The sequence below is a fragment of the Acetivibrio straminisolvens JCM 21531 genome, from assembly GCF_000521465.1.
GTDB classification, from domain to species: domain Bacteria; phylum Bacillota; class Clostridia; order Acetivibrionales; family Acetivibrionaceae; genus Hungateiclostridium; species Hungateiclostridium straminisolvens.
On the sequence record NZ_BAVR01000001.1, the window covers coordinates 36,162 to 60,603 of the forward strand.

The following is a 24,442-nucleotide window of genomic DNA, read 5'->3' on the forward strand; positions in this document are numbered from 1 at the left end:
GTTATTGGGGAGGCAAATATGTCAATAGTGGAGTTTCTATTAAAGCTGCGTAATTGCGGTGTTAAACTTAAGGTTGACGGTGACTCGCTTAGGATTCAAGCTCCAAAAGGGGCGGTGACAGAGGAATTAAAGGGAGAGATTTTAAAAAGGAAAGCAGAGATAATAGAGTTTCTTAAAAAGGCAGAAATTGAAGCCCGTGCCAATAAGGACCCTATTTTACCGTTTCCCCGTAAAGAAGGGGATGAGATACCTCTTACTTATTCTCAGAAATCCATGTGGTTTTATCACCAACTTACAGGGGAAAGCCCTGTATTTAACATAGCCAATGCAGTAAGAATAAAAGGGTATATAGACAAAGACAGTATTATTAAATCGCTAAGCACGTTGGTTGAACGCCACGAGGCTTTGAGGACTGTTTTTAAAAATGTAAACGGAACCCCTGTGCAGATTGTTCAAAAACCTGAAACTGTTCAGCTTTTTGAAATGGATTTAAGTAATCTTTCCGATGAAAAACAACTCGAAGATGAGCTAAAAAAGCTGTTGAAGGAAGAGGCACGGTATGTATTTGATTTGGAGAAAGGTCCCCTTTTCAGATTCTGCCTGATTCGCCTCAAAGAAAATGAGCATGCTCTTTCCATGGTGATTCACCACATCATATCCGACGCATGGTCCAACGCAATTTTTGTGGGAGAATTTTTTAAACTCTATGAGTTATTGACCCAAGGCAAGGAAGCGTCACTGCCGGAGCTTGACGTTCAGTTCGGTGATTATGCCGTATGGGAGCAAAAACAGCTTCAGAAAGACACTATGAAAGAACTGATTGACTATTGGAAAAAGCAGTTGGACAAGCCAACAACACTACAGCTTCCTACCGACAGGGTAAGACCGAAAACTCAGACTTATGAAGGCGGTTTTGAACCGGTGGTGATTTCAAAAGAGCTGACTGAGAAACTTAAGGCTCTTTGCAGCAGTGAAGGCACATCTCTTTTTATGGTAATTCTTGCAGCTTTCCAGACTTTGCTTTACAGGTATTCGGGGCAGGAGGACATATTTACCGGAACTGTTGTTGCAAACCGTAATAGAAGGGAAATAGAAAATGTAGTCGGCTTTTTCATGAATACATTAGTGATGAGAACCAACTTTGAGGGCAATCCAAAATTCCGCGACTTGCTAAAAAGAGTAAAAGAGATGACCCTCAACGCCTATAGCTATCAGGAACTGCCTTTCGACAAAATGCTCGAAGAACTTAAGCCGGAGAGGGATATCAGCAGAACACCGCTGTTTCAGGTAATGTTTATATTGCACAACACCAGACAGGTTGAGCTTGAGATGCCGGGGGTGAAAATGGAGCCTATTGATGTTGAAAGCGGTTTGGCACCTTTTGATTTGAGACTTCAGCTTACGGAGGGCGAAGATGGAATAAAAGGCGGATTTGACTACTGCAAGGCTTTGTTTGATGCTGATACTGTAAAACGTATGGCGGGGCATTTAAAGAGCATTCTGGAAGCCATTTGCCTAAATCCCGAAGAAAAGGTGTCAAAAATCAAGCTTCTTACAAAAGACGAAGAGGAAAAAATATTCTTTGAATTCAACAACACCAGGCTCATTACCCCACAAACAAGGCTATATTCCGGCTATTCGAAGAACAGGCAGCAAAGAATCCCGACAGCACTGCTGTAATATTTGGTGACGATAAACTTAGCTACAGAGAGCTGAACGAGAAAGCAAACCAATTGGCCCATTTGCTCAAAAGTAAGGGTGTGAAGCCGGAGAGTATAGTGGGTATTATGCTGGAACGCTCCATGGAAATGATTATTGGAATAATGGCCATTGAAAAAGCAGGGGGAGCTTATTTACCCATAGACCCCCATTATCCGGAAGACAGAATAAACTATATTCTTGAAGACAGCGGGGTATCGGTGCTGCTAACGAGCGGCAAGTTCCATGACATGAACATACAAGGAAATATTCAAAGAATCTTTCTGGAGGATAAATCCCTTTATCAGGGGGAAAGCAATAATCCGGCAAATGCAGTATTGCCCAATAGTCTTGCATATGTAATTTACACGTCCGGGTCTACCGGAAAGCCCAAAGGTACACTGATTGAGCATCATTCACTGGTAAACAGGATAAACTGGATGCAGAAAAAATACCCCATCGGACCAAATGACACAATACTTCAAAAAACGCCTTTTACCTTTGATGTATCGGTATGGGAGATGTTCTGGTGGTCTACGCAGGGAGCAAAAGTATGTTTTCTTGAACCGGGCGGAGAAAAAGATCCGGGAAAGATACTGGAAGCAATTGAGAAGAATAATATAACCGTAATACATTTTGTGCCTTCAATGCTAAACATCTTTTTGGAATATTTGAAGGAAACCGGCCAGGCGCAAAGAGCAAAATCATTAAGACAGGTTTTTGCAAGCGGAGAGGCTTTGACTTCCCAACAAGTAAAGCTTTTTAACAGTCTGTTGGGTACGAACGGTACAAGGCTGTCAAATCTATACGGCCCTACCGAGGCAACAATTGACGTTTCATATTACGACTGCCCCACAGATGAAGTTCCTGATATCATACCGATAGGCAAACCTATTGACAACATCCAGCTTCTGATTATGGACAAAAATATGCAGCCCCAGCCGATAGGAGTTCCTGGAGAACTGTGCATAGCCGGTGTGGGGTTGGCCAGAGGATATTTAAATAGGCCCGAGCTTACCTCAGAAAAGTTTGTGGCGAGCCCTTTAGTTCCGTGCAAAAGAATATACCGTACCGGTGACCTGGCAAGATGGATGCCCGACGGAAACATTGAATATCTCGGAAGAATGGATTTTCAGGTTAAACTGCGCGGATTGAGAATAGAGTTGGGGGAAATTGAAGGGGCACTGCTTTCACATCCGTCGGTTAAAGAATGCGTTGTCACAGCTTGGGAGAAAGAGCCGGGCAATGTTCATCTTGTGGGATATATAGTGTGCGATAAGGAAAATCCGGTAGAATCAGGGGAACTTCAGGCCTTTTTGGCAAAGAGCTTACCGGAATACATGGTGCCGAGGATATATGTGTTTTTGGATGCATTGCCTCTGTCATCAAACGGAAAAGCGGATCGAAAAGCATTGCCGGTCCCGGTGCTATCCAAGGAGTCAAACTATGCTGCTCCGCAAAATGAAGTTGAGAAGATATTGGCGGATATATGGAAGGAAGAGCTTGGTTTAGAGAGTGTAGGAGTCAATGATAATTTCTTCGAAGTAGGAGGACACTCGCTGCTCCTTACCAAAATACACAGCCGCATAAAGAAGCAGTTTAACAAAGACTTCCCATTGGTAGATATGTTTACTTACTCAACGATAAGCTCCCTTGCAAAATTCATAAAGGGTGAACAGGAACAGCCGTCATTTGTCAAAAATGAAGAAAGGCTCAGAAAACAAAAGCAAGCCCGGCAGAATAAATTTGGAAATTTCGACTGTTGTGAATTACCGAAAAATAAATCCTCAGGATGTGTAGCTATTATCGGAATGTCCGGACGTTTTCCCGGTGCCAAAAATATTGATGAGTTCTGGGAAAATCTAAAGAACGGAGTTGATTCCATTACTACATTTTCAAAAGAAGAGGCAATTAAATCCGGGGCTAGCGATGAGGATGTAAACGATCCGAATTATGTTTTGGCCGGAGGGATTTTGGAAGACATTGAATATTTTGATGCGTCTTTCTTTGGTTTCAACCCGAGAGAAACTGAAAATATGGACCCCCAGCACAGGCTGTTTTTAGAGTGCGCCTATGAGGCATTGGAAAATGCGGGATATGCAAAAAATGAATATGAATATCCCGTAGGTGTCTATGCAGGGTCAAACATGAGCACATATTTTCTGTATCATCTAATGGCAAAAGTGGGGCTGAAGGACAACTTCAACATGCTTTTAAGCAATGACAAGGATTATCTGGCCAGCAGAGTGTCTTATGTATTTAATTTAAAAGGGCCGAGCATTAACGTGCAGACAGCTTGCTCCACATCCATGACTGCCATTGCACTGGCTTGCGAAGGCTTGCTCAATTATAACTGTGACATGGCAATAGCGGGCGGTGCAGCAATAAAGCTTCCGCAAAAGCTTGGCTACCTGTATCAACCGGGGATGATAGCTTCACCCGATGGCCATGCAAGACCTTTTGATGCCGATGCCCAGGGAACTGTCTTTACCAATGCTGTTGGAGTTGTTGTGTTAAAGAGGCTGGAAGATGCAATAGCTGACGGTGATAACATTTATGCAGTTATCAAAGGGATTGCGGTAAATAATGACGGTTCCACAAAGGCAGGGTTCGCTGCTCCAAGCAGGGAAGGACAATCGGAAGTTATTGCTGCAGCACAGAGCCTTGCAGGAGTAAATCCGGATGATATAGGATATATCGAAGCCCAAGGAACGTCAACTCTTTTTGGAGATCAGATAGAAGTTGACGCGCTGAATAAAGTGTTTTCACAGAAAACCCAGCGCAAAAACTTCTGTGCATTAGGAGCGGTAAAAGGAAATGTGGGACATACAACTTCGGCTGCAGGTGCGGTGGCGATAATTAAAACAGCCCTTGCATTAAAGAATAAGCAGATACCGCCCACCGTTAATTATAAGACTCCAAATCCCAATATAGACTTTGAGAATAGCGCTTTTTATGTAAATACCAAGCTCACTGAATGGGAAAGTAACGGAAAACCCCGTCTGGCAGGGATAAATTCCTTTGGTTTTGGCGGTACCAATGTCCACGCAATTCTTGAAGAAGCTCCTGAAATTGAGACTTCCGCAAAATCAAGAAGTCATCAGCTTCTAACCCTGTCGGCCCGCAGTAAGACTGCATTGGACAGGATGGCCCATAATCTGGGAGAATTTTTAAAGAAAAATACGGATATCAATTTTGCAGATACTGTTTATACTTTGCATGTGGGCAGAAAAGAGTTTGAACACCGAAGAACGTTGGTGTGCAAGAATGCCGAAGAAGCCATTTGCTTACTCCTCAATGAAAACAGGGAGAGCTCTCTTTGCGATTTTAGCGGGGGAACCAATCCGTCAATTGTATTTGTCTTTGCAGAGAGGGAAAGGCTTAAACCCAATACTGCCATTGAATTGTACAATAATTTTGATGTATTCAAAGAAGAGTTTAACAGGGGAGCCGAAATTCTTAAATCATATCTTAGAGAGGACCCTGTCGGAATTTTATTCTCTCAAGATACACCTAAAAATTTATCGGAAAAGTATTTGAACGATAAAAAAATCTCACGTTCAATAAACATGATTATTGAGTATGCAATGGCAAAGCTTTGGATGTCATGGGGAATTAAACCTTATACTGCAATAGGAAAGGGAATAGGTCAATATACGGCGGATTTGACAAGAGGTGTTTTATCCCTCGAAGATGCTTTGATTCGTGCTTTTTCTGATGATGGGTCCGGAAGCTATGGCAGTTTTGATAACGAGATAGAGACTTTGGCAAAAGATAACACAGTTATATTTCTTCATATGGGTGTGCCTTTCGAATTGAAGGATGCTCACAGTGCAAAAGTATTTTTATCCCTGCCCGGTGAAGAAAGCAATCAATCGGAAGTTCAAACGGTGCTTTATACCCTTGGAAAACTATGGGAAAAGGGCTTTAAAATTAGCTGGGAGGACTTCCACAGTGGTGAGAAAAGGCGCAGAATCCCTCTTCCTACTTATCCTTTTGAGAGGAAGAAGTATTGGTAGAACAGTTCAATATGAGGGAGTATATCAAGAACGGAAGTGATTGGTACAGTGATAATGTGGAGAATGCTTATACCAGACCCGAATTATCTACAGAATATGAAGCACCTTCTAATGAAATTGAGGAACGTATTGCAGAGATTTGGCAAAGTATCCTAGGAATTGAGCCTGTAGGAATAAAGGACAATTTCTTTGAGTTGGGCGGAGAGTCGCTGTTGTTTGTAAACATGCACAATGAGCTGGAAAAGCATTATCCCGGAAAAACAAAAGTAGAGGAGATTATCACATGTCCAACTATATCGGAGATAGCAGCAATAATCGAAAACGAAGATGAAGACGGTGCGGAAAATAGTGAGACTGAATCCTATGGGTATCAGATGTATTTTAGTGATTGGAGATGAAGATGTATGAAGAAAATTGCATTGTTATTTCCCGGACAGGGATCACAATATGTTGGAATGGGCAAAAAACTCTATGAAAATTATTCGGCAGCAAGGGAAGTTTTTGATGAGGCTAACGAGGTTTTGGGATTTGACTTAAAAGAGCTTTGCTTTAACGGAGACATTAATGAGCTCACAAAGACGGAGAACACTCAGCCGGTGATACTGACAGCAAGTGTTGCCGCATTCAGGGTCTACATGGAAAAATATGGTGTAAAACCGGCTTTTCTGGCAGGACATAGCTTAGGGGAGTTCGCGGCACTGACCTGTGCGGGAGCAATATCTTTTAAAGATGCAGTTAGAATCGTCAGAAACCGCGGAAGGTATATGCAGGAAGCAGTTCCCCAAGGAATCGGTGCTATGGCGGCTGTAAGCGGTGTAGACAAGCCGGTTATTGAAGAAACATGTATAAAAGTTTCCGATGAGAACCATTTGGTAGTAGTATCGAATCATAATTCCAAAGACCAGATAGTTATATCGGGACATACTTCTGCCGTAAATACTGCAAGTGAAATACTGAAAAAACACGGTGCAAGGATAGTACCTTTAAAAGTGAGCGCTCCGTTCCACAGTCCTTTGATGCAGCCGGCCGCCGACAGGCTTAGGGAAGAGCTTAAGCTCTATTCCTACAATGAACCAAAATGGCAGGTAATATCAAACACTACGCATTGCCGTATAAAGGGAAGGAAGAGATTGTTGACAACCTGGCACTGCAGATTGTAAGCCCGGTTCGCTGGCATGAATCGATGAAATACCTTGAGACAAAAGGTGTTGATATGGCTGTCGAGCTTGGACCTCAAACGGTATTGAGAAATCTTATGAAAAGAAATGTGCCGGGTATTCCGGCATTTTCCTTTGATAACGAGGATGACATCCTGCTGCTCGAGAGAAAACTTTCAAACACGGAAAACAAAGCGGGGGAAGGATCGGGCAACGGACTTAAGTTTTTAAAGATGTGTCTTGCAACTGCTGTAAGCACAAAAAATACCAATTGGAATGAAGAGGAGTATGCAAAAGGGGTAGTTGAACCATACCGCAGGATTCAAAAAATAAAGGAAGAGATGGAGTCAAATAGCTATGAGCCTTCATTCGAACAGATTAAAGAAGCTGCTGAAATGCTTAAACACATATTCAGAACCAAAGGTGTGGATTTAAAAGAACAGAGGGAAAGATTTGAAACAATATCTAAAGAAACAGGTTTTGAAAGCTTGTTTGAAATGTAAAAGGGGGAGAATGTATGTATGGCAAAAGTTTAAGGCTGTCAAGGATTATGAATATTGATTCGGGGCGCACATGCATTGTTCCTATGGATCATGGCGTAACATTGGGGCCGATTGACGGAATCGGGCATTACATAGATACAATCACCCAGATAATAAACGGCGGCGCAGACGCAATTGTTTTACACAAAGGGCTTTTGAAATCTGTTGCAAGTCATCCCGAGCTGTCAAAGGGACGGTATATTATGCATCTGTCCGCTTCAACCTCACTGAGCAATGATTCCACCCACAAGATACTGGCCGGTTCGGTGGAGGAGGCAGTGAAGCTTGGAGCTGACGGAGTTTCCGTACATGTAAATCTTGGGGTTTGGTCAGAAACGGAAATGATGAGGGATCTGGGAGTGGTTTCTAAAGAGTGCATGGAATGGGGTATGCCTCTTTTAGTTATGATTTATGCTCATAAGAATGCTGAGGATATAAGCACCCTTATGCATTGTGCGCGTGTAGCGGAAGAGCTTGGGGCAGATATTGTGAAAATTGCATATCCCGGTTCTTTTGAAAACATGGAAAAATTGATGAGAGGTATCGGAATACCGGTGGTTATTGCCGGAGGAGCAAAAACGGAAAGCACGGAAAAATTGCTATATGCCGTTAATGATGCTCTCAATGCAGGTGCATCAGGTGTTGCAATAGGACGGAATGTTTTCCAGCACAAGAATCCGGCATTAATTACGGACATTATAAGAAAGCTGGTTCACAGGAAGATAAAGCTTGAGCAGTGCTTAAGCCTGCTTAGGGAATTGGAGGGGGCCTATGCATAAAGATGTCGCAGCTAAATTGATATCCATATTGAAGGAACAATTCGATGTGGATTTAAATTCAAGCATAAAACTTGAGGATACTTTATCGAGCCTTAATATAAATTCTATAAGCTTTATCAGACTGGTGGTAGAGCTTGAGAAAGAATTTAATATTGAGTTTCAGGATGAAATAATGGACGTTAGCAATTTTAAAACCATAAAAAGCCTTGTGGAATACATAGAAGAAAAGGGAGGTTAATGTGACAACGATCGCCAGTTATTTAAAAAATGTGACCAAAATTGTCTCTTCTTTGGACAAGAGGGCTTATGACAGTGTTCTGTCCGAAATCAAAAGGGCGGCTCAGCAAAGGCATACAATATATCTTGTCGGAAACGGCGCAAGCAGTATAACGGTCTCACACTTTGCCAATGACTTAATGAAAAATTCGGGTGAAAATATTTCCAATTTGCTTGGGCTTGGTATCAGAGTAATTGCACTTTCGGATAACATGCCCTTTTTACGGCTGTTTCCAATGATATTTCAACGGACATGGCATATGTGGAGTACTTAAAAGCTTGTGCTCTGCCGGGTGACCTGTTGATAATATTTTCATCGGGCATAGCCCATAGAAACTTGGTTGAAGGTGCAAAATTCAGTTTCAAAAAAGGACTCCGTGTCGTATCGGTAACAGGTGAATTGCCCAAGGGCCTTAAAGAATACTCCCATGTGCTCTGCAGCGTTAAGGGAGAATCAACAGATGAAATCGATTCGGCGCATACATTTTTATGCCACAGTTGGGCAGTTCAGCTTAAGAAGGAGCTTAAAATGCCTGTGGTTTTTTTGGACAGGGACGGAGTGATAAACAGAAACAGGCCGGATTATATAAAAAGTTGGGATGAATTTGTCTTCCTTCCCGGTGTTGAAGAAGCAATTCGAAAGCTTAATGAGAAGGGCTATGCCATAGTTGTGGTAACAAATCAGGCGGTGGTTGGACATAAAATTATAAGACTCGAGGTTCTAAATGACATACATGCCCGGATGGACAGCGCTTTGTATAGTCAGGGGGCAATGATAAGTAAAATTTATTATTGTCCCCATGTGCCTGCCGACAACTGTAAATGCCGCAAGCCAAGGAATGGAATGATTGAACAGGCTTTTAAAGAACTTCCTCTGGACAGGGAAAAAGGAATAATGATTGGGGATAGTTATACAGACATTGAAGCAGGACAGAAAAGTGGGCTTACAACTATTTTGCTGTCCGGGGACAGAGTAGTTTCGGAAAGCAGAAACGTTGTACCTGACTATTATGCTCTTGATTTGCCTGAAGCTGCAGATTTGATATTAAGTAAAAATTTCAAACATAACACTGAAAGGTTTGAAGAACAGTCATCTTTATTGTGCAGTATACAATAAGGAACAGCTGAAATTGCTTTGGATGTTTTTGATAGTTTCTAATTATTATTTGAATATTGTAAAGGAGGGTTTTTATGTTAGCACTTGTTACAGGAGGGGCGGGTTTTATAGGTTCGCACATAGTGGATGCACTTTTGGCTAAAGGATATAGAGTGAGAATACTGGATGCCTTAACCGAACCTGTTCATCCGGGGGGAAAAGTACCCAATTATTTATCAAAGGAAGCGGAGCTTATTATAGGTGATGTTCGAGACAAATCAGCAGTATCTAAGGCATTGGAAGGCGTTGATGTTGTATTCCATGAGGCGGCCCACCAAGGATATCTTCCCGACTACAGCACTTTTTTTGATATCAACAGTGTTGGTACATCAATGCTTTTTGAAGTGATAGCAGAGAAAAAGCTAGATATAAAAAAGGTTATAATTGCTTCCTCCCAGGCTGTTTATGGTGAAGGCCAATATATGTGCCTAAGCACGGACAGTTCCAGCCGATGCCAAGACCCATTGAGCGTCTGGTTAAAGGACAATGGGAACATACCTGTCCTGTTTGCGGCGAAACGCTGAAAAATCTCAAAGCTACGGAAGAACTGGTTAATCCGAATACACAGTATGCCATTTCAAAGTATTCCCAAGAGCTTATCGGACACAATCTTGGCCGCAGGCATGGTATTCCAGTAGTATGTCTCAGGTATTCCATTACCCTGGGTAAAAGGCAGTCATTTTACAATATGTATACGGGAATTTTGCGAAGCTTTGCAACATTGCTGACTTTGGGGCAGCCCTCGGTTATTTTTGAAGACGGAATGCTAATGAGGGATTATATACACATTGATGATGTCGTAAGCGCCAATATGTGTGTACTCGAAAGCAGTGAGGCCGATTATCAGTCTTTCAATGTCGGAAGCGGCGTAAGCACCACAGTATTGGAATTTTATAAAGAAATATCCGAGTATATGAACAGCAGCTTAAAACCAATAATGAACGGTGAATTCAGGGTTGGAGACGTACGCCACATAGTATCGTCACCGGCAAAACTTGAGGCTTTGGGATGGAAACCTAAAAAGAACTTACGGGATATGATTGCCGACTATCTTGAATACTTAAATGAAGCAGAGAATCTTGATGACTATTTTGCATCGGCAATGAGAGACATGAAAACTAAAACAGCTATCATGAAGGCACAGAGATAGAGTCAATTAAATTTAGCCTTACTTAAACTGAATATAGGGGGGTGAAACTTTGATTATAACAAGAACACCGCTCAGAATTAGCTTTTTTGGCGGAGGCACCGATATAGAAAGGTTTTGGTCGCAGGAGGACGGATGCGTCTTAAGTTGTACAATAGACAAATACATATACGTTATCGTGAAGGAAAGCTATGACGGACGGATACATATAAGGTGCTTTGAAGATGAAAGTGTTGATTCGGTAGATGAAATCAAGCACGACTTAATAAGGGAAGCTATGCGTTTGACAGGAATTAAGAACGGTATTGAAATTACAATTCTTTCGGATATTCCTCATACCGGAAGCGGACTGGGCTCATCAAGCAGTCTCACGGTGGGACTTTTAAATGCTTTATATGCTTTTAAAGGAATTGAACTTAAGAAAGATGCTCTTGCACAACTTGCATGCGATATTGAAATCAATATTCTCGGAAAACCCATAGGAAAACAGGACCAGTATATCGCTGCCTTTGGAGGAATGCGCGTTTTGACTTTTAAATCTAATGGGAATGTAGAAGTGCAAGCCGTTGAACCCGCGTATGATATTTATAAAATTTTAAAAGACCATCTGTTGCTATTCTACACGGGTGTTGGCAGGAAAGCGGAAGGAATACTCGAAGAGCAAAACCGGCTTATAAACAATACCAGACCTATTTTAAGAGAGATGAAAAATCAAGTGGCAAAAGCCTCGGATATTATAGCAAGAGCTGATATCAAGGGCTTTGGAGAGTTGATGCGCGAGGGTTGGATAATGAAAAAGCAGCTTGCGAGCGAAATAAGCAACAGTTGGATAAACGAAACCATTGAGAAGGCATATGCTGCAGGGGCATTGGCAGCCAAAATCACAGGTGCCGGAGGAGGGGGCTTCCTTCTCATTTTTTGTGAGCCTGAATTTCATGATTCTGTGCGCAATGCACTGGGAGAGCTAAAAGAGTTTCCATTCAGTTTTGAAAGACAGGGTAGTACAAAGCTTTTTCTCAATTAAGAAATAAAATATTACTTCCATGATTTTTAAAGACAATAAGTTAAGGAAGGTATCTAAAATGACATTGGAACATATGGTGGATGGTTTTTGTGAAGGAATGAACAATATTAATGTGCAGAATGTTGAAAGTGCTGCCCGGCTTGTGCTTGATACCATGAACAAGAAAAAGAACATATTTATTTGCGGCAATGGGGGAAGCGGGGCTAATGCAAATCTTTTTGCCGGCATACTGTCCAAAACTGCAAAAAGAAACAACTATGAATCATGTATACTAAGCTTAAACTCCAGTATGGCGGCAATAACATCAGTGGCTGAAAGTGAGGGTTACAAGCAGATATTCCGCTCCCAGATAGAGAACATGACTTATCCGGGTGATTTGTTGATTTGTATAAGTGGGAGCGGAAATTCCCCCAACATATTGGAAGCAGCCTTGGCGGCACATAATCTTGGAATAAAGGTAATAGGGCTTACCGGCATGGGTGGAGGAAAACTGTCAAAGATGGCTGATATACCTGTCGTTGTAGAGTCGGATAATATGGAACAGATTGAAAACATACACACGGCAATAATTTACGCTATTACATTGTGGGTGGATGAGCAAAGTATGGCTGCTTGTAAAAGATAAAAATTTTGAAGCAATACTGACGGGAAAAAAATATTAAAAATCTTTGAAAGAATCAGTGAATGAAATTTTGAATAGTATCAGAACGGACAGGGAGTGAAGATATGAGTGTGGATTTTTCCAAGGGAACCGCAACTTTTGTAATGTCTCATTGGAGAAACGATAATGAATGCAGCAGGTTTTATCTGGACCAGGCAATAGACGGGATATTTGCCCAGACTGATTCAAACTGGCAATTGGTTATTGTTGACGATTTGTCTCCTTGTGCCGAGGCAAGGGAGTATTTATTAGAGGTAAGAAAAAGGAGTCCTCAGAAGATTCATGTTATTTTTAAGGATACCAACGACGGACCGGGCATATGCAGAAACATAGGTATAAAGTGGCTTATGAAAAAGGGTCGCCCTTTATACTTTTCAATGATGCCGATGATATATCCCATCCTAAAAGGCTTGAAACTGTAAGAAAGGAATTTATTCAAAATCCCCAGGCGGCAGTGGTATATTCCACATTCCAGGTTATTGATGAAAACAGCAATCCGGTGGATGAAAAATGTTTAACGCCTTCGATATTGGAAATACTTGAGGGCCATAAGGAAAATCCCGTTTGCGGAAGTAACGCCTGGATACAGATAGGGATTGAAAAGGGTTACACAAATCTGACTTCTTCAACGGCTGTAAGAACTGATGTTGCATTCAAATATCCGTTTCCGGCCGAGAGAGTGTCGGAAGATCAGCATGCCTGGCTTAGGTATTCTGCCGGAGGAGGGGATTATATTTATTCTCCCCATATTCCTTCAAAATATAGAATTCCGCAAGGAACGCCCACAGTATCCCGGGCACGGATAATGCACTACTATGAACAAAAAGCGGCTGTTGATACTGACGGATTCCTTGAAGCATTGAGGATTGCACAGGAAAATGGAAAGTTTAAGGGGGATAAGGACAGCCTGCTGGTTAAATTTTACGTAAAACTCGCAGAAACTCTGGGAAGAGAGAATCAAAATAAACTAGCGGCAGAGCAGATAGCAAAAGCTGCAAGCATTTCTTTGGAAAAGACAAAGGAAGTTTTGGAGTTGAAAAATCTGATAAGTATGGAATGGGCGAAATTATAACAAGGTAGAAAAATCTTCTTTGAACTAAAGTGTTATAAGGACGGTAGAGCTTATGTCGGAACTTCGTTGGAATCCATTAATAAGAGATTGGGTGATTATTGCACCCAAAAGACAGGGAAGGCCTGATGTGCCAAAGGACTGGTGTCCTTTTTGTCCCGGTTCGGGAAAGGTCCCTGAAAGCTATGATGTGCTGTGTTATGACAATGATTTTCCTTCTTTGGCCAAGGATGCTTGCATGGAAGAAGGCTATGAAGGAGAAAGATACAGACGTGAAACGGCCTATGGAAAATGCGAGGTAGTATTGTATTCAAGGGAGCATACCAAGAGCTTATGGGAACTTCCCCAAGAACAGATTGAAAAACTGGTAAACCTCTGGATACAAAGATTTAATGCCTTAAAGGAAGACAAAAGGATCAAGTACATTTATATGTTTGAGAACAGAGGAGAGATGGTAGGGGCCACAATACCCCATCCCCACGGACAAATATATGCTTATCCTTTTATACCGAAAAGAATTGAACTTGAGCTTGAGTCGTGCCGTGAGTATCAAAAGCGGAGCAATAGCTGTTTGATTTGCGATATGTTCAAAACCGAGACAGAATCAAGAAGAAGAGTGGTAACGGAAAACAAGGATTTTTCTGCTTTTGTGCCTTCTTTCAGTGAATGTCCTTATGAAGTATATATTGTGAGCAAAAAGCATAGAAAAAGTCTTGTGGAGTTTGACGAAGACGAAAAGTCAAATTTTGCAAGAATTTTAAAAGAGGTTACGGGAGCATATGATGCTCTTTTTAATTTTCGTTTTCCGTATATGATGTGTATGCATCAGTCACCTGTAAATTGTGATGGCTATGGAGAGCATTATCATTTCCATGTAGAATTCTATTCGCCATTAAGGTCTGAGTTTAGCCAAAAATATAATGCAGCCGGTGAGACCGGAGCTTGGGCCCATGTAAATCCTACACAGCCGGAGGAAAAGGCGGAGGAACTAAGAAGGGCGTACATACGTTTCAAGGACAATACACGTTAAAAAGTAAAACTCATTTAAAATTACCGGAAGGTCAAACATCAAAAAATAAGCTTTGCGTAAATACAACAATAGCTGTCCGAAAAGGGGGAGAATACGTGCAATGGGTTAACGGCGTTGTAAGTGAATTTAGTGCCGTAAGACATGAAAGCATGCTAAGCAGTTGCAGATTCGACAGGGTTCCTGTGAGTACATATATGGAAATTGCAAAGGATGCTTTTATCAAGTACTATCAGGACGGGTTCATGGAACTTAGAGATGTAATGTTTTTTGAGCCTTTTGAATTGGATGACGAAAACCCTGCTAAGATACGTACTTTGATAAAAAAAGAGGCTGATTACCTTGAATTTATCATTTCCAGTAAGGCCATTCAAAATGATGAACAGCGAAGTTCCCAATGGATAAAGCATGCGAAAGGGATAATGTGTAGAGAAAAAGCACCAAAAACCATGAGCAATGGGTTAATAGACATTAAAAATAGGTGCGGGGGAATTGAAACGGCTGCAAGCTTAAAAGCCTATGCAAAAAAGTCCGGGGAGGATAAAGAGTGGAATATCAATCTTCACATTTACAAAGGTGAAGGGGAAGCATTGCTTGAATTTGAAATTCCTGAGGAAATGCCGCAAATTTTCAAGGGGTATATGCTAACTCCCAATATAATTGATTGCATGCTTGATAAGTCTGTGGAGTATATGACGGGAAAAGGATGGAAGCCTGTTGCTTGTGACAAACTGGTGTGGTATGGGGAAGTAACTCAAAAAACTTATTTATATATTAAAAGAATATCGAATGAAGATGTTTCAGAGGGCAGTAGTTATGACATAACACTGTTTGGCAAAGATGGGAATATTTTAATAGATATTGTCAACTACAAAACCGTATTTCATGATGAGGGCAAAAAAGAAATATGCAATGAAGCTTTAAGCAAGGAGAAATTAAATCCTTTTGGGGGCATTTATGACGGCTATTCAACCGCAGTACACGGTAAAACTGTTGATGATATAATAAGTGACAACAATGCTGTAAAATATGTCAGCGGTCTTACGTGGAGGCAGATGAACTGCAGGGATAGAAGTATTGTTCTTCTTTTAGGGCACAAGGATGATGTGCTCGTAAATTACTTCAAATTTTTTATCGGTGCCAAAAGAGGATTTGACTTGGGAAACATAGGACTTGAAGAATCTGATGATTGGATGGAAGAGATTTTTCACAACAAGGTGTTGGAGAAGCTTGGGTGCAAATTGAGAGTTACTGATATAGGTCTAAAGGATATTAATTCTGAGATTTGCAAAGTAATTGATGACGGAAAACCGGTTTGTGTTTGGTTTGACGAATATTACCTGTTCTATACTCCTTTTTATCTAAGTTCCCATACCAAGCATATTGCAGTGATTAGCGGCTGTAACAAAGAAAAAAAAGGTGTACTCGGTTTTGGACCACAACCACTTGCGCTCACTCAACAATTCAAGAGAAGTTGATTACGGCAGGTTTTACTGCACTTTTGATACAATTGATAACATTTACTCCTGTCAGGATAATGAGCAAAGGTTTATTATTACCTTAGACAGGATTTCTGAGATTGATTTGATAAAGACAGGCAAATTACACGAACAGTTTATGGATACGGTTAAGTTTATTATATTAAACAACAATGCCGGTAAAGATGCTTACACAGTATATAACAGTGTAAAGGAAAAGGGAAATAGCCTTGACATAGAATGCATTGACAAGCTTTATGCACAATTGGGAGGGAAAGAACTGCTAATAGATACCTTGCTTAAATATTTCTGTCCCGAAAGTAAGGAGAAAAAGCATATTCAGGACTTAGGCATAAGAATTATAAACCACTCGAACATGCTGATTAACAATTATGTTGCAAGTCTGTACAGGGGAAAAACATTGCCTCTTGATAGGGTGGAAGAAAGCATCAAGGTGATTGAGGATTGCACCTTGGAATTCTTTAAGTTGATTTTGGCAGCTAATTAACAGGGGCGTGGGAAGGATGAAATGTATGACAAAGTCCATAGTTAAGCGTTTTGAAAAAATGGTAGAAGAATATGGAGACAGAACAGCGGTAAAAACAGATACGGGAATTCTCACATACAGGGGATTGAATGATAAAGCAAATATCATTGCCGGTCATATCACCGGGGTTTGTGAAATGAGGAGGGATTTCACTTTCCCCAAAATCACAGTGGCAATGTTGTTTGAGCATGGTGCGGATATGATAAGCGGTTTAATGGGAGTCTTAAAAGCAGGAAAAATATATGTTCCTTTAGACCCATCCTATCCCTTTGAGAGGCTCTCGTATATGCTGGAAGATTCAAATGCAGGTTTGATTCTTACCAACAATAAAAATTTAGAGCTTGCAAACAGGCTCGCTTGTAAAGTTTCTTCTTCCATTGAAGTGATAAATGTAGATTTGCTGACCGCAAGTCCCAAAGCAAAAGATATAAAAGAAGGATTGGAAGAGCCGAAAGAAGTATACGTTCTCTATACTTCGGGTTCGACCGGTAAACCTAAAGGAGTAGTACAGACGGAAGAGAATGTTTTACACTTTATAGACTGTTTTTCAAAAATGCTGAATGTCACACCGGATGACAGGATTGCGTTATTTACATCTTACAGCCATACTGTGGCGGCAATAGACATATTTACAGCATTGCTAAACGGTGCAGCCATTTATCCCTACAATATAAAAAAAGAAGCAGTATGGGAAGACTTGCCGGGTGGATATGTGATGAGGGGATTACTGTATTTCACTCGGTTCCCACAGTCTACAGGCTCTTTATGGAAACTTTGACCGATCCGGTTCAAATTTCATCTGTAAGGGCTATGGTTATTGGGGGAGAAGCGGTATATGCAAAGGATCTGGAACTTTACAAAAAGTATTGCTCCGACAGATGCGTATTTGTTAACTTGTTTGGCTCTTCAGAGGTTATTATTGCGACCGCAAATATTCTCGATAAATCGGCAGAAGTAAAGAGTATTTCAGTGCCTGTAGGCTTGCCCGTAAATGGTGTGGACATCACCTTGGAAAGTCTTCCGGGCATAAAGACAGGAGTAAATGAAGTAGGCGAGATAGTTTACAAAAGCCAGTATTTGGCGCCCGGCTATTGGAATATGGACGGCTTTAGTAAAAGTGTTTTTACAGCGGACAGTACCGATGCCAAATTGCGTTCGTATCGCAGCGGTGATATGGGAAGGCTTTTGCAGGACGGAAGTATTGAATATTTAGGTAGAAAAGATTTCCAAGTCAAAATCAGAGGAAACAGGGTGGAGCTGGGGGAGATAGAAACCAAATTGTTAAACCACCCGTCGGTAAGAGAAGGGGCAGTAATTGCAAAGAGGGATTATAGGGGAGAAAATTATATTTGTGCGTTTTTTGTGTCGGACAAGGAAGTGTCATTATCGGATGTAAAACAGTATTTTGAGTCACAACTACCGGAGTACATGGTGCCTTCTCACATAGTCCGGATCGACAAAATGCCTTTTACCGAAAACGGAAAAGTGGATAGAATGGCATTACAGAATATTGAAATAAAGAAGACGTCAGCCGGAATTGATGAAGAACCTGCCAGTGATCTGGAAAAACTTTTGGTGAATGTATGGAAAGAAATATTGGATGTAGACAAAGTCAATGTGAATGACAGCTTCTACGATATAGGGGGAAATTCCATACTGGCTATAAAATTCGAAGTGGAAATGGAAAAACGCAATATTGATCTGGCAGCCTGGGATGTCTATGAACTTAAAACCGTAAGGAATCTTGCAAGCAAAATTGAAAGCTGCAAAATCCAAAGTACGGATAAAGGACTTGGGGAGAATTTTGCTAAAAAGCCAAAGACAGAAACGTATTGCTCGAAGGATGAATACTCAAAGGATGGGCAAACATTAAAAGATTCCAGAATACTTGATAATATTGAGCCGTTTAATGATGTGTTTTACAGATCCTGTTACCTAAATTCGCTGATTCCCATAGTCAGACATTTTAACAGGGATATAATGCCTTTTTTGGTAAATGAGATTATTGCATACCAATACAAACCCGGAGATATGCAAAACATCCTTCAATACATGCTTGTTGAGCCAATAGAAAAGATACTTGACGATATCGGTATTAAGAGCGTGTCAACAGTGGACGACAACAACTTGTGCGATAGAATAAACACAGCCATCTCAAACGGAAGGCCTGTGGTGCTGTGGATTGACTGCTTTTACTCACCGGTCAGAGTTGATGCATACAACAAAAAGCATTTTGAGCATTGTATCCTTGTATATGGCTATGATAATGAAAAAAGGGTATACAGTGTAATTGAGCACAATCACAGGGACAACCTTTCTTATGAGAAAAAACTAATTCCCTATCAGGATGTTGTAAACTGCTGCAGAGGATATATTGATGATTTTTACGGCAAAAAGGTGGACATGCCTGTATATTCTGAGTATTACAGCGTTTGCTCCGCTTCCGCCAAAGTTGAAAACCGGGAAGAATCGGAAGCATATAAGCACATCTTCAATATGAACATGACTAAAAAGAAAGAAGAAATCTTTGAAGGAATTTTAAGCCTCAAAAGCTACTGTAAAGACTTTGAAAGCATTACCGGAAACGAGGAATTGCTGAAAAAACATGCAGAGAGTATTTTTAGCGGTCTTAACAATGTACTAAATATTAAGCGGGTGGAAAGATACAGGCTTCAAAAGCTTTACACAAAAGAATTTGAAGCCATAGGGATGCTGGATGAAATCATTGCCGATTGGACTGAAGTAAGAAAGATTATTGCAAAATATTTTTATTCTTCAGTGTATAAAAAAGAAAAGTTTTTCTTTTGCGCAAGAAAAGTTAAAAGAAATAATCGAAAAGGAGCATCGATATAATGAGGTGCTTTTTTATTGCCTAAAAAATCAATTAAATGGTCGGAGGAATCAAAAATGAATAAAAAATTAGTGTGGTTTGATGCGAGAAATTTAAAAAATGAAGAAAAAGTTTTGCCCCTGATTTATAATCTTCGTTTTGAGAATCTGTTGATTTCGCAGGATATGCTTGAGCGAGTCAAGGCACCTCACAAAATGAAGCTTATTGTTGAGGTGTATGACGATGAGGAGATTGAAAACCTCCCGAAGGAAGCTGTAGTTTTATCGAAAAACAAGGATATTCTTAAAGAAGCAAAGGTCAAAGGATATTCAACTGCCTTGTATCAGAACATTGATAACGAGGAGGATATGAATAATGCCTGGATGGACGGAAGAACCGCAGACTTTCTTGTGGTTGAGTTTAAAGACCCCACCAACATTCCTCTGGAACTATTGATTGCCCGTTTGCAGCAAACGAATACAGTGATTTTAAAAGCAGTAAACACTGCAGAGGACGCCGAGATTGCCTTTGGGGTGATGGAAGTGGGAAGCGACGGAGTTTTGCTTAAAACCGAGGATATGGATCAAATTGTGGAGGTAAACAACTTTATGTCAAAAGAGGAAAAAGGAAAAATCGAACTGGTTAAAGGAAAAGTTATGGATGTTCAGCATGTAGGAATGGGATACAGATCCTGCATAGATACTACAACTCTTATGAAGGAAAATGAAGGCATGCTCATAGGTTCTACATCCGAAGGCGGTATCCTGGTAAGCTCTGAGACGCATTTCCTTCCATATATGGAACTTAGACCTTTCAGGGTTAATGCAGGTGCAGTGCATTCATATGTATGGGCTCCGGAGGGCATGACTGCTTATCTTACAGAGCTTAAAGCAGGAAGCAAGGTACTTTGTGTCGATACAGAAGGAAACACTAGGGAAGTAACTGTGGGCAGGGTAAAAACAGAACTGAGGCCGCTTTTGAAGATTGAAGTTGAGGCTGAAGGCGTAAATATCAATGTGATAGTCCAGGATGACTGGCACATACGTATACTCGGCGGGAACGGCGAGCCGCTAAATGCTTCCACACTCAAACCCGGAGATGAGGTGTTGGCATATGTTTGTGCCGGCGGACGCCATGTGGGAATTAAAATAGATGAAAGGTTGAGGGAAAAATAATATGGCTGGAAACGAACTTAATCTGGAAGCATGCCTTCACAGGATAAAGTACAGTGGAAAAATAGATGTTTCTGCCGATACCCTTCAAGGTCTTCATATTTGCTATACAACTAATGTACCTTTTGAAAATTTGGATATTATTCGGGGGAAAGAAATACTGCTTGATAATAAATCTTTATTTAAGAAAATCGTTTTACGTAAACGAGGGGGATGTTGCTTTGAAATGAACTTTTTCTTTGAGTTTATACTAAAAAGCTTAGGATTCAAAGTAAGATCCTTTTGGGAAGACCAATTACCGATAATGAACAGGTTAATGCCAAGATTCATCAACTACTGCTTGTGGAAATTGGAGATAAAAATTGGCTCGCCGATGTCGGCTTTGGGGGCAACGGACTTATAGCACCAATTCCTTTTGAAGAAGGGATAGTCCAAAACCAATTTACCGAAACCTTCAGGTTAACTCGTGATGAAAAATTCGGATATATATTGCAGCATAAAAGATTGGAAGAATACCGCAGCCTGTACTCGTTTACGCTGGAAGAAACCTATCCGTCCGACTATTTGGTGGCAAATTATTTTTGCTCAAAATCGCCCTATTCAATTTTTACACGAAAGAAAATATGTACAAAACCTACACCGGAGGGACGTATAACCTTGATGGGCAAGGAATTGAAAATCAGGCAGAATGGTGAAGTTACAAAAACAGTAATAGAAGATGATAAGGAATATGACAGGGTACTGAAAGATTACTTTGATTTAACGGTTAATGATTAGATAAGGGGGATATGTGATGTCAAAAGTACTTTTTATGAATCTTCCGGCTCACGGACATATTAATCCAACTATTGGGTTGGTTAAAGAATTGATTGCAAAGGGCGAGGAAGTTACCTATCTGACAGGGGAGGAGTTCAGGGAAAAGATTGAGAAAACGGGAGCCAAATTTAAAAGTTTTAAGTTTTATCTGGACGACAAAGATGATGATGAGGACAATTTGAGAAGTGATTTGCCTTATGAGGTAAGAGAAGCAATTAAAATGTTGCAAAGAGTAGTGAAAACGTGCAAATCGGTATTCGATGCGGTATTTAATGACGAGGAGAAATATGATTATCTGATTTATGATTCCATGTTTATCATAGGCAGTGAAATCGGAAAATCTTTGAGTCTTCCTACTATCTGCTCTCATACTACATTTGTAAAAGCCTTTGAGGAACCGTCCAATCCTGGGGAGATGCCTCTATATATGGAAGAATTCAGGCATATCTTTGACAGCATAGCGGAGCTGGAGAGAACCTATGGAATAAAGTTCCCGGATATTATTTCCGGGTATCCTATGGCTGAGGGAATGCTCAATTTGGTTTATACTTCCAGGTATTTTCACCCGGATGTTAAAGGAATCGATGACACCTACAAATTTATCGGCGCATCTATAGCGGACAGAAATGAGAAAGTAGATTTTCCTTTTGAAAAAATCGAAGGCAAAAAGACAATTTATATTTCATTAGGAACTATATTTAATGACAGTGTAGAGTTTTATGAGTCATGCTTTGAAGCCTTTAAGGATATGGATGTCAAGGTTGTTTTATCCATAGGCAACAGGATAGATACCGGGGTTTTTAGTTCTATTCCCGATAACTTTATCGTACTTCCGTATGTTCCGCAGCTTGAAGTATTGGAAAAGACGGATCTTTTTATAACCCACGGAGGCCCTAACAGTGTAAATGAAGCTGTTTACAACGGAGTTCCCATGATTTTGGTACCTCAGTATGCAGACCAGTTTATTGTTGCCCAAAGGGTGGAAGAACTTGGCGCAGGAATTATTATAGACAAGGATAAGCTTAATGCAGGACTCCTCAAGCAAGCTGCAACCAAGATTATGTCGGATGAGAGCTTTAGAGTAAGCAGCAAAAAAATTGGAGATTCCCTAAAGGAAGCGGGAGGAATTAAAAGGGGTGCCGATGAGATATTGGAGTTTGTACAAAGCTGCCGCGAAGAATAGGGAAAGGGGTAGGATGTGATGACAGAATTGTTTGATTATTTAAGGGATTTGGTCGGAAAATCCATATTGCCTGTTGAGTTTTTGGGAGATAAGGCTTGTGTTTTAAACCGATGGCTTGTAAAAAGCGAACTTGCAGATGATTTTACCGATAGAGGCATTGAACCCCACCTTAATCCCGAAGGAGAACTGCTGTTGCCCCATGAATTCGGAGGGAGCTCAAAAGAAAAGCCCGAGAGTAATTGGAGGTATTATATATCCGGAGAATTGTACGCTTTTTACAAGTACAATGCCCACAACAAGCTGTTTTCCAATGATAAAAACAAGTACTTGTATTTTGTAAACAGTGTGTACTGCACAAAACCGCAAGACATCGTAGTACATTTTCACACATTGCAGCCAACTCCTATTAGAATATGGATTAATGGCAATCTGGTATTTACAAGCAATCCCAACTATGTTATAGAGAAAGCCTTCTTTATGTATCATTTTAACGAAGGGCAGAATATAATCCTTGTAGAAAGATTGTCCTGGTCAAAAGATACAATGCCTCCCATGGGCTTGGATACTTTTGCAATAGATTTGAAGCCATACAGTCTTGTAGTGGACAAAGAGTTTAACAACGGCTTTTTAGACGATAAGTTTTCTTGGGACCTTTACAATACATATCGTATTGTTCCCGACAGAACGGTGTTTGATAATGAACAGGATATAAGTCTTTTGGTATTGCCAAAGTACTTTAAGGATGGAAATACGGAAGAAATATGCGTAAGTGTAATCAATTCAAAAGGCGAAGTGGTTTCGTCCTGCAATACAACAACTTCAAAGAAAATAAGTTTTAGGTTGGACAAGGATATAAAAGGTACTTTTCTTCTGAAAGTTGAAGGAATCTGTGAAAGCAAAAATTCCGAAATTTATGTTTACCGCGGAAACTTTGAGGAAGAGACTGAAAGTTTGGTAAGGCTTGCAGAGGAAAGAGACGATTTGAGCGAAGATGTTATACGTACACTAAAGGGATTGAGGGCAATACCGGACGTAGGTACAAACCTTATTAAAGGTTATGTTGAATTTATAAACGACGTAATGTTTCAGCTCATTTTGCAAAACTATTATGAGTTTGAAAGATTCCTTCATCTTCCTAAAGGAAACGAAAAGAAACAGATATTTGACGTGTTTGATTCGAGGGTCATGATGTTTAAAGATTTGGGTATTGACGGTATCTTTATACCCTACAGCATTTATTTACCCAAAGGATATTCCAAGGATAAGGATTATCCGCTGATGGTGTACCTGATGTTTGGCTATGGAGGTTCAACCTATGACGACCCGCCGATATTTGTAAATCAGGGGGACTTTAGCGATGCAATAGCATTGTGTATCAGCGCCAGGGGTACTTTGAACAACGACTATATCCACGAAGTTAACGTAGTAAAAATCATAGCTGAAGTGGCAGACAGGTTTGATATAGACAGAAAAAATATATTTGTAACAGGTATATGCAACGGTGCCATCAGGAGCATAAATCTTGCAATGAGATTTCCCGACCTGTTCTCTGCAGTGGGTTCCTTTGGAGGTACTGCAAGGCTGGATGTGAAGAATCCTGATTACGAATATATAAAAACCTTGACAATACCATGTTGTACTCATTCTGCAATGTTGATGACTTTACCTTCAACAGTGCAAGGATTTTATATACTTTAAAGCATTTTAAAAATCACAAGAACTGGATTTTTTACAATTTGGCCCATAACGAGTATCAGGACTTGCTCAGCTCCGAAAAACTGATGAAAGAAGTAATCAAAGAAAAGCGAATCGACTATCCCAGGAGCATACGATATAAGACTTATGAGCAATATACAATAAA

25 protein-coding genes are annotated in these 24,442 nt (G+C 40.5%); all 25 read left to right on the forward strand.

Annotation, left to right across the window (positions count from 1 at the left end; translation table 11 throughout):
- The first annotated feature begins 18 nt into the window (after nucleotides 1-18).
- Nucleotides 19-1,680 (forward strand): condensation domain-containing protein, encoded by a 1,662-nt coding sequence (locus JCM21531_RS19615; RefSeq protein WP_054846932.1) that lies wholly within the window; start codon nucleotides 19-21, stop codon nucleotides 1,678-1,680.
- Nucleotides 1,680-5,717, forward strand: coding sequence for a hybrid non-ribosomal peptide synthetase/type I polyketide synthase (locus JCM21531_RS19620; protein ID WP_243466972.1), 4,038 nt, complete (start codon nucleotides 1,680-1,682; stop codon nucleotides 5,715-5,717). The genes JCM21531_RS19615 and JCM21531_RS19620 overlap by 1 nt, the downstream gene beginning before the upstream one ends.
- Nucleotides 5,711-6,115: a phosphopantetheine-binding protein gene (locus tag JCM21531_RS00125; protein WP_038286491.1), complete on the forward strand. Its 405-nt coding sequence runs from the start codon at nucleotides 5,711-5,713 to the stop codon at nucleotides 6,113-6,115. Before JCM21531_RS19620 ends, JCM21531_RS00125 begins: the two co-directional genes overlap by 7 nt.
- A 6-nt stretch (nucleotides 6,116-6,121) precedes the next feature.
- On the forward strand, nucleotides 6,122-6,877 hold the full coding sequence (gene fabD, locus JCM21531_RS24175; protein WP_369347545.1) for an ACP S-malonyltransferase: 756 nt from the start codon (nucleotides 6,122-6,124) through the stop codon (nucleotides 6,875-6,877).
- Nucleotides 6,823-7,377, forward strand: coding sequence for a hypothetical protein (locus tag JCM21531_RS24180; protein WP_369347546.1), 555 nt, complete (start codon nucleotides 6,823-6,825; stop codon nucleotides 7,375-7,377). Before fabD ends, JCM21531_RS24180 begins: the two co-directional genes overlap by 55 nt.
- 14 nt (nucleotides 7,378-7,391) lie before the next feature.
- The gene (locus JCM21531_RS00135; RefSeq protein ID WP_038286493.1) at nucleotides 7,392-8,195 is read left to right on the forward strand and encodes a class I fructose-bisphosphate aldolase family protein; all 804 of its coding nucleotides are present in this window, start codon (nucleotides 7,392-7,394) and stop codon (nucleotides 8,193-8,195) included.
- On the forward strand, nucleotides 8,188-8,433 hold the full coding sequence (locus tag JCM21531_RS00140) for an acyl carrier protein (protein ID WP_038286495.1): 246 nt from the start codon (nucleotides 8,188-8,190) through the stop codon (nucleotides 8,431-8,433). Before JCM21531_RS00135 ends, JCM21531_RS00140 begins: the two co-directional genes overlap by 8 nt.
- Nucleotide 8,434: 1 nt before the next feature.
- Nucleotides 8,435-8,746 carry a phosphoheptose isomerase family protein gene (locus JCM21531_RS19625; RefSeq protein WP_038286497.1) on the forward strand — a complete coding sequence of 104 codons (312 nt, stop codon included), beginning with the start codon at nucleotides 8,435-8,437 and terminating at the stop codon, nucleotides 8,744-8,746.
- On the forward strand, nucleotides 8,725-9,588 hold the full coding sequence (locus tag JCM21531_RS17475) for an HAD-IIIA family hydrolase (RefSeq protein ID WP_243466947.1): 864 nt from the start codon (nucleotides 8,725-8,727) through the stop codon (nucleotides 9,586-9,588). The genes JCM21531_RS19625 and JCM21531_RS17475 overlap by 22 nt, the downstream gene beginning before the upstream one ends.
- 74 nt (nucleotides 9,589-9,662) lie before the next feature.
- Nucleotides 9,663-10,151, forward strand: coding sequence for an NAD-dependent epimerase/dehydratase family protein (locus tag JCM21531_RS23325; protein ID WP_054846934.1), 489 nt, complete (start codon nucleotides 9,663-9,665; stop codon nucleotides 10,149-10,151).
- Complete coding sequence (locus tag JCM21531_RS17485; RefSeq protein ID WP_157833632.1) at nucleotides 10,052-10,777, forward strand: NAD-dependent epimerase/dehydratase family protein; 726 nt, start codon at nucleotides 10,052-10,054, stop codon at nucleotides 10,775-10,777. Before JCM21531_RS23325 ends, JCM21531_RS17485 begins: the two co-directional genes overlap by 100 nt.
- A gap of 49 nt (nucleotides 10,778-10,826) precedes the next feature.
- A complete protein-coding gene (locus JCM21531_RS00160) occupies nucleotides 10,827-11,798 on the forward strand; it encodes a GHMP family kinase ATP-binding protein (protein WP_038286499.1) in 972 nt (323 codons plus the stop codon).
- A 58-nt stretch (nucleotides 11,799-11,856) separates the two neighbouring features.
- Nucleotides 11,857-12,423, forward strand: coding sequence for a D-sedoheptulose-7-phosphate isomerase (locus tag JCM21531_RS00165; protein WP_038286501.1), 567 nt, complete (start codon nucleotides 11,857-11,859; stop codon nucleotides 12,421-12,423).
- Between the two features lie 101 nt (nucleotides 12,424-12,524).
- Nucleotides 12,525-12,881, forward strand: coding sequence for a glycosyltransferase (locus tag JCM21531_RS19630; protein ID WP_243466948.1), 357 nt, complete (start codon nucleotides 12,525-12,527; stop codon nucleotides 12,879-12,881).
- Entirely contained in the window at nucleotides 12,800-13,531 is a 732-nt protein-coding gene (locus JCM21531_RS00170) for a glycosyltransferase family protein (RefSeq protein WP_243466949.1), read from the forward strand. The genes JCM21531_RS19630 and JCM21531_RS00170 overlap by 82 nt, the downstream gene beginning before the upstream one ends.
- A gap of 52 nt (nucleotides 13,532-13,583) precedes the next feature.
- Nucleotides 13,584-14,558, forward strand: coding sequence for a galactose-1-phosphate uridylyltransferase (gene galT, locus JCM21531_RS00175; RefSeq protein WP_038286502.1), 975 nt, complete (start codon nucleotides 13,584-13,586; stop codon nucleotides 14,556-14,558).
- A 95-nt stretch (nucleotides 14,559-14,653) separates the two neighbouring features.
- On the forward strand, nucleotides 14,654-16,033 hold the full coding sequence (locus JCM21531_RS00180) for a BtrH N-terminal domain-containing protein (protein WP_038286505.1): 1,380 nt from the start codon (nucleotides 14,654-14,656) through the stop codon (nucleotides 16,031-16,033).
- Nucleotides 15,975-16,541 carry a hypothetical protein gene (locus JCM21531_RS00185; RefSeq protein ID WP_162149292.1) on the forward strand — a complete coding sequence of 189 codons (567 nt, stop codon included), beginning with the start codon at nucleotides 15,975-15,977 and terminating at the stop codon, nucleotides 16,539-16,541. The genes JCM21531_RS00180 and JCM21531_RS00185 overlap by 59 nt, the downstream gene beginning before the upstream one ends.
- Before the next feature lie 25 nt (nucleotides 16,542-16,566).
- A complete protein-coding gene (locus JCM21531_RS23330; protein ID WP_054846936.1) occupies nucleotides 16,567-17,358 on the forward strand; it encodes an AMP-binding protein in 792 nt (263 codons plus the stop codon).
- Complete coding sequence (locus tag JCM21531_RS23335) at nucleotides 17,268-19,433, forward strand: AMP-binding protein (RefSeq protein WP_094184688.1); 2,166 nt, start codon at nucleotides 17,268-17,270, stop codon at nucleotides 19,431-19,433. Before JCM21531_RS23330 ends, JCM21531_RS23335 begins: the two co-directional genes overlap by 91 nt.
- 54 nt (nucleotides 19,434-19,487) lie before the next feature.
- Nucleotides 19,488-20,585 (forward strand): 3-dehydroquinate synthase II, encoded by a 1,098-nt coding sequence (locus JCM21531_RS00195; protein WP_038286509.1) that lies wholly within the window; start codon nucleotides 19,488-19,490, stop codon nucleotides 20,583-20,585.
- A 1-nt stretch (nucleotide 20,586) separates the two neighbouring features.
- Complete coding sequence (locus JCM21531_RS24960; RefSeq protein WP_500784514.1) at nucleotides 20,587-20,985, forward strand: arylamine N-acetyltransferase; 399 nt, start codon at nucleotides 20,587-20,589, stop codon at nucleotides 20,983-20,985.
- On the forward strand, nucleotides 20,925-21,359 hold the full coding sequence (locus tag JCM21531_RS24965; protein ID WP_500784515.1) for an arylamine N-acetyltransferase family protein: 435 nt from the start codon (nucleotides 20,925-20,927) through the stop codon (nucleotides 21,357-21,359). Before JCM21531_RS24960 ends, JCM21531_RS24965 begins: the two co-directional genes overlap by 61 nt.
- 16 nt (nucleotides 21,360-21,375) lie before the next feature.
- A complete protein-coding gene (locus JCM21531_RS00205; RefSeq protein ID WP_038286511.1) occupies nucleotides 21,376-22,581 on the forward strand; it encodes a macrolide family glycosyltransferase in 1,206 nt (401 codons plus the stop codon).
- A 15-nt stretch (nucleotides 22,582-22,596) separates the two neighbouring features.
- On the forward strand, nucleotides 22,597-24,279 hold the full coding sequence (locus JCM21531_RS00210) for a hypothetical protein (protein WP_131464339.1): 1,683 nt from the start codon (nucleotides 22,597-22,599) through the stop codon (nucleotides 24,277-24,279).
- Nucleotides 24,280-24,442 lie beyond the last annotated feature (163 nt).

Coding starts and splice junctions, on each gene's coding strand:
- JCM21531_RS19615 (WP_054846932.1), top strand. CDS start 19: ATGTCAATAGTGGAGTTTCTATTAAAGCTGCGTAATTGCGGTGTTAAA.
- JCM21531_RS00195 (WP_038286509.1), top strand. CDS start 19,488: ATGAATAAAAAATTAGTGTGGTTTGATGCGAGAAATTTAAAAAATGAA.
- fabD (WP_369347545.1), top strand. CDS start 6,122: ATGAAGAAAATTGCATTGTTATTTCCCGGACAGGGATCACAATATGTT.
- JCM21531_RS00165 (WP_038286501.1), top strand. CDS start 11,857: ATGACATTGGAACATATGGTGGATGGTTTTTGTGAAGGAATGAACAAT.
- JCM21531_RS00140 (WP_038286495.1), top strand. CDS start 8,188: ATGCATAAAGATGTCGCAGCTAAATTGATATCCATATTGAAGGAACAA.
- galT (WP_038286502.1), top strand. CDS start 13,584: ATGTCGGAACTTCGTTGGAATCCATTAATAAGAGATTGGGTGATTATT.
- JCM21531_RS19630 (WP_243466948.1), top strand. CDS start 12,525: ATGAGTGTGGATTTTTCCAAGGGAACCGCAACTTTTGTAATGTCTCAT.
- JCM21531_RS24960 (WP_500784514.1), top strand. CDS start 20,587: ATGGCTGGAAACGAACTTAATCTGGAAGCATGCCTTCACAGGATAAAG.
- JCM21531_RS00205 (WP_038286511.1), top strand. CDS start 21,376: ATGTCAAAAGTACTTTTTATGAATCTTCCGGCTCACGGACATATTAAT.
- JCM21531_RS23335 (WP_094184688.1), top strand. CDS start 17,268: ATGGGAAGACTTGCCGGGTGGATATGTGATGAGGGGATTACTGTATTT.
- JCM21531_RS23325 (WP_054846934.1), top strand. CDS start 9,663: ATGTTAGCACTTGTTACAGGAGGGGCGGGTTTTATAGGTTCGCACATA.
- JCM21531_RS23330 (WP_054846936.1), top strand. CDS start 16,567: ATGACAAAGTCCATAGTTAAGCGTTTTGAAAAAATGGTAGAAGAATAT.
- JCM21531_RS00135 (WP_038286493.1), top strand. CDS start 7,392: ATGTATGGCAAAAGTTTAAGGCTGTCAAGGATTATGAATATTGATTCG.
- JCM21531_RS17475 (WP_243466947.1), top strand. CDS start 8,725: ATGGCATATGTGGAGTACTTAAAAGCTTGTGCTCTGCCGGGTGACCTG.